This window comes from Ramlibacter henchirensis, assembly GCF_004682015.1.
Taxonomy (GTDB): Bacteria; Pseudomonadota; Gammaproteobacteria; order Burkholderiales; family Burkholderiaceae_C; genus Ramlibacter; species Ramlibacter henchirensis.
Map to the genome: position 1 here is coordinate 389,123 of NZ_SMLM01000003.1, position 11,741 is coordinate 400,863.

At 68.2% G+C, this 11,741-nt stretch carries 10 protein-coding genes; 7 read left to right on the forward strand and 3 right to left on the reverse strand.

Annotated elements, in window-relative coordinates; translation table 11 throughout:
* Nucleotides 1–8 precede the first annotated feature (8 nt).
* The 3 genes from aceF to lpdA are packed head-to-tail and all read left to right on the forward strand — an operon-like array spanning nt 9 to nt 4,109.
* A complete protein-coding gene (aceF, locus tag EZ313_RS19895; RefSeq protein ID WP_135265052.1) occupies nt 9–1,688 on the forward strand; it encodes a dihydrolipoyllysine-residue acetyltransferase in 1,680 nt (559 codons plus the stop codon).
* A 25-nt stretch (nt 1,689–1,713) separates the two neighbouring features.
* On the forward strand, nt 1,714–2,304 hold the full coding sequence (locus EZ313_RS19900) for an Ntn hydrolase family protein (RefSeq protein ID WP_135265053.1): 591 nt from the start codon (nt 1,714–1,716) through the stop codon (nt 2,302–2,304).
* A complete protein-coding gene (gene lpdA, locus EZ313_RS19905) occupies nt 2,301–4,109 on the forward strand; it encodes a dihydrolipoyl dehydrogenase (protein ID WP_135265054.1) in 1,809 nt (602 codons plus the stop codon). Before EZ313_RS19900 ends, lpdA begins: the two co-directional genes overlap by 4 nt.
* A gap of 10 nt (nt 4,110–4,119) precedes the next feature.
* Here the strand turns inward: lpdA and EZ313_RS19910 are convergent, their stop codons facing one another.
* Entirely contained in the window at nt 4,120–4,704 is a 585-nt protein-coding gene (locus tag EZ313_RS19910) for a C40 family peptidase (protein WP_135265055.1), read from the reverse strand.
* Nucleotides 4,705–4,851: 147 nt separating this feature from the next.
* On the opposite strand from EZ313_RS19910, the gene EZ313_RS19915 reads away from it, so the two are divergent.
* On the forward strand, nt 4,852–5,964 hold the full coding sequence (locus tag EZ313_RS19915) for a PQQ-dependent sugar dehydrogenase (RefSeq protein ID WP_135265335.1): 1,113 nt from the start codon (nt 4,852–4,854) through the stop codon (nt 5,962–5,964).
* Here the strand turns inward: EZ313_RS19915 and EZ313_RS19920 are convergent, their stop codons facing one another.
* Both EZ313_RS19920 and EZ313_RS19925 read right to left on the reverse strand, forming a co-directional pair.
* On the reverse strand, nt 5,965–6,612 hold the full coding sequence (locus EZ313_RS19920) for a response regulator (RefSeq protein WP_135265056.1): 648 nt from the start codon (nt 6,610–6,612) through the stop codon (nt 5,965–5,967).
* A gap of 16 nt (nt 6,613–6,628) precedes the next feature.
* Entirely contained in the window at nt 6,629–7,723 is a 1,095-nt protein-coding gene (locus tag EZ313_RS19925; RefSeq protein WP_135265057.1) for an ATP-binding response regulator, read from the reverse strand.
* A gap of 193 nt (nt 7,724–7,916) precedes the next feature.
* Here EZ313_RS19925 and EZ313_RS19930 point away from each other — a divergent pair, with 193 nt between their 5' ends.
* The 3 genes from EZ313_RS19930 to EZ313_RS19940 are packed head-to-tail and all read left to right on the forward strand — an operon-like array spanning nt 7,917 to nt 11,699.
* The gene (locus EZ313_RS19930) at nt 7,917–9,095 is read left to right on the forward strand and encodes a GGDEF domain-containing protein (protein WP_135265058.1); all 1,179 of its coding nucleotides are present in this window, start codon (nt 7,917–7,919) and stop codon (nt 9,093–9,095) included.
* Nucleotides 9,096–9,138: 43 nt separating this feature from the next.
* A complete protein-coding gene (locus tag EZ313_RS19935; RefSeq protein ID WP_135265059.1) occupies nt 9,139–9,738 on the forward strand; it encodes an isochorismatase family protein in 600 nt (199 codons plus the stop codon).
* Nucleotides 9,681–11,699 carry a propionate--CoA ligase gene (locus EZ313_RS19940; protein WP_276606972.1) on the forward strand — a complete coding sequence of 673 codons (2,019 nt, stop codon included), beginning with the start codon at nt 9,681–9,683 and terminating at the stop codon, nt 11,697–11,699. The genes EZ313_RS19935 and EZ313_RS19940 overlap by 58 nt, the downstream gene beginning before the upstream one ends.
* The last annotated feature ends 42 nt before the right edge of the window (nt 11,700–11,741 follow it).

Sequence of the window (11,741 nt, forward strand, 5' to 3'; positions counted from 1 at the left end):
ACAAGCCCATGGCATCGGTCGAAGTGAAGGTCCCCGACATCGGGGACTTCAGTGAGGTTGCGGTCATCGAATTGCTGGTCAAGCCGGGAGACACGATCAAGCCCGAGCAGTCGCTCGTCACGGTCGAGAGCGACAAGGCGTCGATGGAGATTCCGTCGTCCACCGGCGGTGTCGTCAAGGAACTGAAGGTCAAGCTCGGGGACAAGGTGTCCGAGGGATCGGTGCTGCTGGTGGTGGAGGCGGAGGGCGCTGCGGCTGCGGCGCCTGCAGCCGCCGCTCCCGCGAAATCGGCGCCTGCCGCGCCGGCTGCTGCGAGTCCAGGCGCCGGAGCGCCCCCACCCCAACCCTCCCCGGCAGGGGGAGGGAGCGTCGAGGTCAAGGTGCCCGACATCGGCGACTTCAAGGACGTCGCCGTCATCGAAGTGCTGGTCAAGCCGGGCGACATGGTGAAGCAGGAGCAGTCGCTCATCACGGTGGAGTCGGACAAGGCCTCGATGGAGATTCCGTCTTCGGCGGCAGGGACCGTGAAGGAGCTGAAGGTCAAGCTGGGGGACAAGGTCAACATCGGCGATCTGATCGCGGTGCTCGAAGGCGCAGTGGGGGCAGGGAGTTCCTCACCCCAGCCCTCTCCCCCGAGTGGAGAGGGAGCGGCACCGGTTGTTCCTCCCTCTCCCGCACCAGCGGGAGAGGGCCGGGGTGAGGGCGCCCGCGTCGCGCCCACCGCCGCCTTGCCGCCCCACGAACCCTCCGCGCCGTCCGGCAAGCTCCCGCACGCCTCGCCGACCGTGCGCAAGTTCGCGCGCGAACTCGGCGTGCCTCTCGAAGAGGTCAAGGGCACGGGTCCGAAGGGACGCATCCTGCAGGAGGACGTGCAGAACTTCACCAAGGCGGTGATGAAGGGCGAGGCCAGCACTCGTGCGGCGGCGGGCAGGGCTCCCGCCGGCGGCGGCGAGGCGATGGGCGTGCTGCCCTGGCCCAAGGTGGACTTCGCGAAGTTCGGGCCGATCGAGCGCAAGGACCTCTCGCGCATCCGCAAGATCAGCGGCCCCAACCTGCACCGCAACTGGGTGATGATCCCGCACGTCACCAACCACGACGATGCCGACATCACCGACCTGGAAGCTTTCCGCGTCCAGCTCAACAAGGAAAACGAGAAGAGCGGCGTGAAGGTCACCATGCTGGCCTTCCTCATCAAGGCCTGCGTGGCGGCGCTGAAGAAATTCCCGGAGTTCAACAGCTCGCTGGACGGCGAGCAGATGGTGCTCAAGAACTACTGGAACATCGGCTTCGCGGCCGACACGCCCAACGGCCTCGTGGTCCCGGTGATCAAGGATGCCGACAAGAAGGGCGTGCTGCAGATCAGCCAGGAGATGTCGGATCTGGCGAAGAAGGCGCGCGACGGCAAGCTGGGGCCGGCCGACATGTCGGGCGCGACCTTCACGATCTCCTCGCTGGGCGGCATCGGCGGGCGTTACTTCACGCCGATCATCAATGCGCCGGAAGTCGCTATCCTCGGGGTGTGCAGGAGCCAGACCGAACCGGTCTGGGACGGCAAGCAGTTCCAGCCGCGTCTGATGCTGCCGCTGTCCCTGTCGTGGGACCATCGCGTCATCGATGGCGCCGCGGCGGCCCGCTTCAATGCCTACCTGGGCGCCATCCTGGCGGACTTCCGCCGCGTGCTGCTCTGAAGAAGAAAAGAAAACCCGATCCCACATGACGACCGTCGTAGTAGTGAAGAAGGCCGGCCAGATCGCCATCGCAGCGGACACCCTGGTGACATTCGGCGACACCATGCTCTCCAAGCGCTACGAGGACAACGCCAAGATCTTCCGCGTCGAGACCGATGAAGGCCCCAGCTACGTCGGCATGGCCGGCACCGTGGCCCACTTCCCGGTGCTGCGCAAGGCGATGGGCTTGATGCCGCGCGAGATCCTCCACCTGAACAGCAAGGACGAGGTGTTCGACACCTTCACCAAGCTGCACCCGTACCTGAAGGACAACTTCTTCCTGCAGACCAAGGAAGAGGACAGTGATCCGTACGAGTCCAGCCAGTTCAGCGTGGTGATCGCCAACGCGACCGGCATCTACGGCCTCTACAGCTACCGCGAGGTGTTCGAGTTCAAGGAGTTCTGGGGCATCGGCTCCGGTCGCAGCTTCGCGCTCGGCGCCATGCACTCGATCTACAACAAGGCGAAGACGGCGCGCGAAGTGGCCGAAGCCGGCATCACCGCGGGGTGCGAGTTCGACCGCAATTCCGCGCTGCCGTTCGACCTGTTCACGCTCAGGACGAAGGAAGCCAAATGAGCACCGTCGACGTCAAGGTTCCGGACATCGGCGACTTCAAGGATGTCGCGGTCATCGAGGTGCTGGTCAAGCCGGGCGACACGATCAAGGCGGAGCAGTCGCTCGTCACCGTCGAGAGCGACAAGGCTTCGATGGAGATCCCGTCGTCCCATGCGGGGGTGGTGAAGGAACTGAAGGTCAAGCTAGGGGACAAGGTGTCCGAAGGCTCCGTGTTGTTGGTGCTGGAGAGCAGTGCGGCGCAGAGCCCCTCACCCCAGCCCTCTCCCCAGGGGGGAGAGGGAGCAAAGGCGTCCTCTCCCTCTCCCGCCCCGGCGGGAGAGGGTCGGGGTGAGGGCAGACCCGCGCCCGTTGCCTCCACCTACGGCGGCGGCGCCGACCTCGAATGCGACATGCTGGTCCTCGGCGCCGGCCCGGGCGGTTACTCCGCGGCGTTCCGCGCCGCCGACCTGGGCATGAAGGTCGTGCTGGTGGAGCGCTACGCCACGCTCGGCGGCGTCTGCCTGAACGTCGGCTGCATTCCTTCGAAGGCGCTGCTGCACGTCGCGGCCGTCATGGACGAGGTCAGCCACTTCGACACGCTCGGCATCAGCTACGGCAAACCGAAGATCGAGCTGGACAAGCTGCGCGCCCACAAGGGCAAGGTGGTGGGCAAGCTCACGGGCGGCCTGTCAGCGATGGCCAAGATGCGCAAGGTGACGGTGGTCCGCGGGAGCGGCCGCTTCGTCGATCCGCACCACCTCGAGGTCGAGGAGACCAGCGGCGAAGGGCAGCAGGCCACCGGCAAGAAGCAGACGGTCAAGTTCCGCAACGCGATCATCGCGGCCGGCTCGCAGGCGGTGAGCCTTCCGTTCATGCCGAAGGACCCGCGTGTCGTCGACTCCACCGGCGCCCTGGAACTCGCGAGCATTCCCAAGCGCATGCTGATCCTGGGCGGCGGCATCATCGGCCTGGAGATGGGCACGGTCTATTCCACGCTGGGCTCGCGCCTCGACGTGGTCGAGATGCTCGACGGCCTGATGCAGGGCGCCGACCGCGACCTGGTGCGCGTGTGGCAGAAGATGAATGCGCCGCGCTTCGACAACATCATGTTGAAGACCAAGACCGTCGGCGCCGAAGCGACCAAGGGCGGCATCCTCGTCCGCTTCGAAGGCGAGCAGGCGCCCAAGGAGCCGCAGGTTTACGACCTCGTGCTGCAGGCAGTGGGCCGCAGCCCCAATGGCGCAAAAATCGGCGCCGACAAGGCCGGCGTCATCGTCGGCGAGCGGGGCTACATCCCGGTCGACATCCAGATGCGCACCAACGTGCCGCACATCTTCGCGATCGGCGACATCGTCGGCCAGCCGATGCTGGCGCACAAGGCGGTGCACGAGGCGCACGTGGCCGCCGAAGCGGCGGCGGGCGAGAAGAGCACGTTCAACGCGCGTGTGATCCCCAGCGTCGCCTACACCGATCCCGAAGTGGCCTGGGTGGGGCTCACGGAGGAGCAGGCCAAGGCGCAGGGCCTCGCGATCAAGAAGGGCATGTTCCCCTGGACGGCTTCCGGCCGCGCCATCGCGAACACGCGCGACGAGGGCTTCACCAAGCTGCTCTTCGACGCGGAGACCCACCGCATCGTGGGCGGCGGCATCGTCGGCACCCATGCGGGCGACCTGATCAGCGAGGTGGCCTTGGCCATCGAGATGGGCGCGGACGAGGTGGACGTCGGCAAGACCATCCATCCGCACCCCACGCTCGGCGAGAGCGTCGGCATGGCCGCCGAGATCGCCCACGGCACCTGCACGGACGTGCCGCCGCAGCGGCGCTAAAGCCTGGAGATCAGGGAGCGGAAGGGGCGCCGGCGGCGGGCTCAGGCTGCTGCTGCGCCACCACCACGCGCCGCGCGCCATCGAAGCGGCGCTGCCAGTAGCTGGCGTTCATGTCTTCCACCCGTACCTGCGCGCCCGGCTTGGGCGAGTGGATGAACTTGCCTTCCCCGACGTAGATCCCCACGTGGCTGAAGGCGCGGCGCAGCGTGTTGAAGAACACCAGGTCGCCGGGCTGCAGTTCGCGCTTGTCGATGACCTGCGTGGCAGCGGCCTGCTCGTTGGCGCGCCGGGGCAGGATCAGGCCGACTGTCTGCTCATAGATCGCCCGCACGAATCCGCTGCAGTCGAAGCCCGTCTCGACCGAGTTGCCGCCGCGCCGGTACGGCACGCCCAGGAATCCCATCGCGGTGACCACGAGCTCGGAGGTGGTGCTCGTGACGCTGCTCGTGACGCGCCCACCCACCTCGCCCAGCCGCTGCAGAAGCCCGCTCTCGGCCACGAAGCGGTTCGGGTCGTCTTCGGCCGTCGCGGGCTGCGCATGGGCGGGCAGTGCGCAAGACACGGACAAGCCGAAACTGATGAGCCACTTGGTCATTTGCCCGCAGGGTAAGCAGCGTGATACGAGAAGTCAAGCGAGGTTTGCACTGTAACTGCCTGATGCTCAAGCAGATTCCAGTTGGTTCGTTCGAGCCAGACTGCGTCGGCCATCAACTTTCTGCAAGGAGTTCGAACAATGCGCTGGATGCTTCCGGGCTTCTCCCGCTGGCGCTGGGCCGCGGTTCTGCTGGCCGGCGCCGGCGGCTTCGTGGGCGCGGCCCGCGCGGAGCCGAGGGCCGAACCGGTGGCATCAGGCCTGGCGCACCCTTGGGCGGTGGCGTTCCTGGAGGGCGGCCGGTTCCTGGTGACGGAACGCGCCGGCCGCATGCGGGTGGTGGAGCCCGACGGCAAGGTCGGGCAGCCGCTGGCCGGCGTACCGCAGGTGGCGGTGGGCGGGCAGGGCGGTTTGCTGGACGTGGTGGTGGACTCCGGCTACGCGTCGAACCGCACGGTGTATTTCTGCTTCTCCGAACCCGGCAACGGAGGCAACTCGACGGCGTTGGCCAAGGCGCGGCTCGCGCCCGACCGCTCGCGGCTGGAAGACGTGCGGATCATCTTCAGCCAGCGCCCGAAGGTTTCGAGCCAGATGCACTTCGGCTGCCGGATCGTGGAGGCGCGTGACGGCAACCTGTTCCTGGTGATGGGCGACCGCTACTCGCGGATGCAGGACGCGCAGCGGCTGGACAACCACATCGGCAAGGTGGTGCGGATCACCAAGGAAGGTGCGCCCGCTTCGGGAAACCCGTTCGCCAACCGCTCCGGTGCGATGCCGGAAATCTGGAGCTACGGCCATCGCAACGCCCAGGGCGCCGCGCTCGCGCCCGACGGAAAGTTCTGGCTGCACGAGCACGGTCCGCAGGGCGGCGATGAGATCAACCTGCCCGAGCCCGGCCGCAACTACGGCTGGCCCATCATCACGTTCGGCGAGAACTACGGCGGCGGGAAGATCGGCGAGGGCATCACCGAGCGCGAGGGGCTGGAGCAGCCGGTGCACTACTGGGTGCCGTCCATCGCTCCGTCCGGCATGGTCTTCCTCACCAGCGACCGCTATGGCGCGGGCTGGAAAGGCAACCTGTTCGTCGGTGCGCTCAAGTTCAGTCATCTCGCGCGTCTCGAACTCGCCGACGGGAAGGTGCTGCGCGAGCACCGCCTGCTGCAAGGCGTGGGGCGGGTGAGGGACGTGCGCCAGGGCCCCGACGGGCTGCTCTACCTGCTCACCGACAGCACCGACGGCAAGCTGTTGCGCGTGGCGCCCTGATCAGGGATTGACCAGCCCCTTGCGCACCGCGTAGCGGGTCAGGCTCGCGATGTCGTTGAGCTTGAGACGCTCCATGATGCGGGCGCGGTGCACGTCCACGGTCTTCGACGACAGGCCCAGGTCGAACGCGATTTCCTTGGACGCCTTGCCCTGCGCGATCAGCTTCAGGATCTCCAGCTGGCGGTCGGTGAGTTCGTCGCTGGCGCTGGGCTCCGAAGGCTGCAGCAACCGCTGCGCGATGACCGGGCTGAAGTAGGTGCCGGTCGCCATCACGCTGCGGATCGACTGCTCGAGCTCGAAGGGCGGGGCGTCCTTCATGAGGTAGCCGCAGGCGCCGCTGGCCACCGCGCGCTTCACGAAATCCACGGTGTCGTACATGGAGAGCACGAGCATCCGCACTTCGGGCATGCGGGCGCGGATCTCGGCGATGGCGGCGATGCCGTCCATGCCCGGCATCGAGATGTCCGTCATCACGAGGTCGGGCCGCAGCGACTCGACCAGCGTGACCAGTTCGCGGCCGTCGCGGGCCTCGGCCACCACTTCGACGCCGTCGACCATGGTCAGCAGGGCCTTGATGCCCGAGCGCACCAGGTCGTGGTCGTCGGCGAGCACGACGCGGATCGTTGCGGTTGCAACGGAGTTCTTCATCTTGTCCCCTTGAATCTCAAAGCACGGCGCGAACCGCGACACCGGAGCCCGGCCGCGTGCGGATGTGCAGCCGGCCGCCGGCCAGTTCCGTGCGTTCGATCATGCCGTACAGCCCGACATTGCGTTCGCTGGGGGCTCCCGTGAGCAGCGCTTGCTTGTCGAAGCCCACGCCGTCGTCGACCACGAGCAACGCGATGCGGCCTTGCGGCAGGAAACGCAGCCGCACCTCGATGCGCGCGGCGCGAGCGTGGCGCACGGTGTTGGTCAGGGCTTCCTGCACCAGCCGCACGGCGACGGAGGCGTTCTCCCCCAGCGGCTTGGGCTCCTCGCCGCGCGAGGTGACCCGGAACTCGAGCTGGGCCGGCTCGGCGATGCGCTGCACCGCCGACTGCACCGCCGCCACCAGACCGAGCAGGTCCAGCTGCGCGGGCCGCAGCGAGAACGAAAGCGTCTTGAGCTGCTCGATGGCGGCCTGCGCCATCTCCATGGCCGTGCCCGTGTAGTTGCGTGCCGCGTCGGGATCGCAGGACCGCCGCGCCGCATGCAGGTGGATGAGCATGCCGGTGAGCGTCTGGCCGAGGTGGTCGTGCAGCTCGCGCGAGATGCTCAGGCGCTCGCGCTCCTGCGCCACCACGAGGCGTGCCGACAGCTTCTTCAGGCGGCGGTAGGCCGCTTCCAGCTCGCGCGCCATCCGGTCCTGCTCCGTCGTGCGGCGCCGTTCAGACATGACGCGCTCGATGATCTGCGGCAGCGTGCCGAGCTTGTCCTTGGTGACGTAATCCTTGGCGCCGCAGCGCAGCACGTGCACCGCCGCATCCTCGCCGATCGCCCGCGTCACCACCACCAGCGGTGTCGGCGACCGGCGCGCCATCAGGATCTGCAGCGCGGCATACGGTGAGAACCGCGGCATGTTGAAGTCGCACAGGATGGCGTCGAAATCCTCCTGCAGCGCATGCGCGAACGTGCTGGCGTCGTCGACCCGGTGCAGCTGGTAGCGGCGCCGCGGGTCGGCCCGCTCCAGCGCGATGCCCATCAGCTCCACGTCGTCCGGGTTGTCCTCCACGCACAGCAGCCTCACGGGGGGCGCGTCGGCGAGTGGAGAAGCGTGCATGGATGAGCTCGGGCGGGAGGCGGGCAAGTTTAAGCGCCAGCACCTGACATCCACCCGTCACCAGATCGCTCTTCAGTAAGCAAATTCCTTAGAACTTTCCCCGCATCCGCTTAGCAGCGCGCGCGCCCGCGCTTCCATAGTTGAGTTTCGCGGGCACAACAAGCGGTTCGAAGGCCACGCGGAAGGTGAAGCAGTGACAGAACAGGGTGGCACAGGGACACGGGCGCCGGGCGGTGACCGGCACCATGCCGCTGCGGCGATGCCGCCCGGATGGGTGTCCACCCGGGTGCGCGCGATCGAACCCTGGGCGCTTGCGGCCCTGTCCTTCTCGACGGCCGCCACGGCGGTCTTCCTCTGGCCCGGCCTCCTCGCCTCCTGGCTGCTGGCCCCGGTGCCGCTGCTTGCGGCGCGCTGGGCGCACTCCGGCGCTGCGCGCCACCCCTCGGAACTCGCGCTGCGCGGCACGCTGGTCGTTTGCGCGGTGCTCTTGCTCCAGCTGCACCGCCCGGCAGACGCCGGCGCCGCTGCACTGCTGACGCAAGCGTGGCTGGCTGTCGCCTGCGCCGCTTACGCGTTCATGCTCCGTCCGGCGTGGGCTTGCGGCGTCAGCTCGGTCGCGCTCGTCGTGCTGGCCGCCGTGCGCCTGCTGTCGGGTGAGCCGCCGACGCCCGTGGTCGCAATCGCCGAAGGACTCGGTGTCGTGCTGCCCGCCCTGCTCGCAGCGTTTGCCGGCGCGGCCATGCGGCGGGCCGACGCGCAGCGCGAGTTCAGCCACTTCGATCCCGCCACGGGCCTCTACAGCCACGAAGGCCTGCTGTCCTGCGGACACGAGCTCCTGGCCCGGTGCCTGCGCCGGCGCCGGGCCGTGACGATGGCCGTCTTCGATTGCAGCGACCTGCTCGAGGTGCGCCGTATCTACGGTCCGCAGGTCGCGCGGCATCTGGCGCTGAGCGTGGCCCGCCAGCTCTCCAGGGTCGCGGGCGACAAGGGAATGGCGGCGCGCAGCGGAATGGTCGAATTCAGCCTGGTGCTGCCCGGGCTCGACCGCGAGCAGGCGCTGCGCGCGATCCAGCAGGTGCTGGGCTCGCCTACGCGCGTGGAGTACGAGGCGGGGGGTGTCGAGATCGTGCTGGTCCCGAACTTCGTGCTTGCCCCGGTCGAGAACACGGACGAGGACATCGCCCGCGTTCACGCCGGCGCCATCCGCAAGCTGGCCGCGTCGCGGGAGCAGGAGGAGCGGCGCCACCGCTCCATGCGCCGCGCGCGCGAGCGGCATTCGCGGCCCGGTTCGCAGGCGAGGCAGGAGATGCAAAGCGCGCGCGAGCGGGCCCTCGCCAAGACGGTGCCGATGCCGCTGATGGCATCGTCCTGAAACCGCGCGCCGGATAATCGGGCGACCCGAAGGACTCGCCCGAATGCTGCTCCAAGCCGAAGAATCCCAACTGGTGCTGGTGGACTACCAGCAGCGCCTCATGCCCGCCATCCACGACCGCGAGGCCGTGCTGGCCAATGCGCTGCGGCTCGCGAAGGCGGCCCGCCTGCTGGAGGTGCCCTGCTGGGGCACGGAGCAGAACCCGCAAGGCCTCGGCCCCCTTGATCCCGCGTTGCAGCCGCTGATCGGCAAGACCGTCTCCAAGATGACGTTCGGGGCGGCCGAACAGCTGATCCCGCGCCTGCGCCCGCCGGCGCGCGCCCCGCAGGGCAATGCGCGCAGCCTGCCCAAGCACCTGCAGAAACCCGCCGAGCCGCAGGACGAGCGCGAGAGCCTCGTGCTCGCCGGCTGCGAGGCCCATGTGTGCCTGCTGCAGACTGCGCTTGAACTGCTGGAGCAGGAGTTCGAGGTCTGGGTGGTGACGGACGCCTGCGGCTCGCGAACCGAACGCAACCGCGACGCCGCCTTCGATCGCTTGGCCGGCGCGGGCTGCGAGCTGGTGACCACCGAGATGGTCGTGTTCGAGTGGCTGCGCTCCGCCGGGCACCCGCAGTTCAAGGAAGCGCTGGCACTGGTGAAGTAGCGCGCCCGTCAGCGTCCGGAAAGGCCGCGGTCCACAATGGCGCGGCAGAACCGAGACAGGAGACAAGGATGGGCTACGCCGAGTTCTACCGCCGCTCCATCGAGCAGCCCGACGAGTTCTGGGCCGAGCAGGGCCGGCTCATCGAATGGCAGACGCCGCCGCAACGCGTCTGCGACGACAGCCATCCGCCGTTCACCCGCTGGTTCGTCGGGGGCACGACCAACCTCTGCCACAACGCGGTCGACCGGCATCTGAAGGACCGGGCCGAGCAGCCCGCGCTGATCTGGGTGTCGACCGAGACGGACCGGGAGCGCGTCTACAGCTTCCGCGAGCTGCACCAGGAAGTGCAGCGCACCGCGGCCATGCTGCAGGCGCTGGGTGTGGGCAAGGGCGACCGCGTCCTGATCTACATGCCGATGATCCCGGAGGCCGCGTTCGCGATGCTGGCCTGCGCGCGCATCGGCGCGATCCATTCCGTGGTGTTCGGCGGCTTCGCTTCCGTGTCGCTGGCGTCGCGCATCGAAGACGCCGAGCCCAGGGTGATCGTCAGCGCCGACGGCGGCTCACGGGCCGGCAAGGTGATCGCGTACAAGCCGCTGCTGGACGAGGCGATCCGCCTGTCCTCGCACAAGCCGCAGGCGGTGCTGCTCGCCGACCGCCAGCTCGCGCCCATGGAGCGCGTCGCGGGCCGCGACCACGACTGGGCGCCGCTGCGTGACAAGCACCTCGATGCGCAGGTCGCCTGCGAGTGGCTGCAGTCGACCGACATCAGCTACACGATCTACACCAGCGGCACGACCGGCCGGCCCAAGGGCGTGCAGCGCGACGTCGGCGGCTACGCGGTGGCGCTGGCGGCCAGCATGCAGCACATCTTCCAGGGCCGCGCCGGCGAGACCTACTTCTCGACCAGCGACATCGGCTGGGTGGTGGGGCACAGCTACATCGTCTACGGCCCGCTGATCGCAGGCATGGCGACCATCATGTACGAGGGCCTGCCGATCCGGCCAGATGCCGGGATCTGGTGGAAGCTGGTCGAGAAGTACAAGGTCACCGTGATGTTCAGCGCGCCCACTGCGGTGCGCGTGCTGAAGAAGCAGGACCCGGCGTTCCTGAAGAAGTACGACCTGTCCAGCCTGCGCGGGCTGTTCCTCGCCGGCGAGCCACTGGACGAGCCCACCGCGCGCTGGATCTCCGACGGCCTGGGCGTGCCCATCATCGACAACTACTGGCAGACCGAGAGCGGCTGGCCGATCCTCACCATCGCCGGCGGCGTGGAGCGCAAGCCCGCGAAGTTCGGCAGTCCGGGCGTGCCGATGTACGGCTACAAGGTCAAGATCCTCCACGAGTCCACCGGCGAGGAACTCACCCGGCCGAACGAGAAGGGGGTGGTCGTCATCGAGGGTCCCACGCCGCCCGGCTTCATGCAGACCGTCTGGCGCGACGACGAGCGATTCGTGCGCACCTACTGGCAGAGCATCCCGGGCAAGCAGGTCTACAGCACCTTCGACTGGGGCATCCGTGATGCCGACGGCTACTTCTACATCCTCGGCCGCACCGACGACGTGATCAACGTGGCCGGCCACCGGCTGGGCACGCGGGAGATCGAGGAGAGCATCTCCAGCCACCCCGGCGTGGCCGAGGTGGCGGTCGTTGGCGTGGCCGACCCGATGAAAGGCCAGGTGGCGATGGCCTTTGCCATCCCGAAGGACTCTTCCGTGATCACCGACGCCGCTGCCGCGCTCAAGCTCGAGGGCGACGTCATGAAGCTCGTCGACCAGCAACTCGGCGCCGTCGCTCGCCCGTCGCGCGTCCGTTTCGTGTCCCTTCTCCCCAAGACCCGCAGCGGCAAGCTCCTGCGCCGCGCCATCCAGGCCGTCTGCGAAGGCCGCGACCCCGGCGACCTGACGACAATCGAAGATCCCTCAGCGCTGCAACAAATCAAAGACCTGATCAAGCAATGATCCGGCCCCTCTCCCCCTCGGGGGAGAGGAGCAAGGCGGATG

Coding starts and splice junctions, on each gene's coding strand:
- EZ313_RS19910 (WP_135265055.1), bottom strand. CDS start 4,704: ATGACCAAGTGGCTCATCAGTTTCGGCTTGTCCGTGTCTTGCGCACTG.
- EZ313_RS19900 (WP_135265053.1), top strand. CDS start 1,714: ATGACGACCGTCGTAGTAGTGAAGAAGGCCGGCCAGATCGCCATCGCA.
- lpdA (WP_135265054.1), top strand. CDS start 2,301: ATGAGCACCGTCGACGTCAAGGTTCCGGACATCGGCGACTTCAAGGAT.
- EZ313_RS19920 (WP_135265056.1), bottom strand. CDS start 6,612: ATGAAGAACTCCGTTGCAACCGCAACGATCCGCGTCGTGCTCGCCGAC.
- aceF (WP_135265052.1), top strand. CDS start 9: ATGGCATCGGTCGAAGTGAAGGTCCCCGACATCGGGGACTTCAGTGAG.
- EZ313_RS19915 (WP_135265335.1), top strand. CDS start 4,852: ATGCTTCCGGGCTTCTCCCGCTGGCGCTGGGCCGCGGTTCTGCTGGCC.
- EZ313_RS19925 (WP_135265057.1), bottom strand. CDS start 7,723: ATGCACGCTTCTCCACTCGCCGACGCGCCCCCCGTGAGGCTGCTGTGC.
- EZ313_RS19935 (WP_135265059.1), top strand. CDS start 9,139: ATGCTGCTCCAAGCCGAAGAATCCCAACTGGTGCTGGTGGACTACCAG.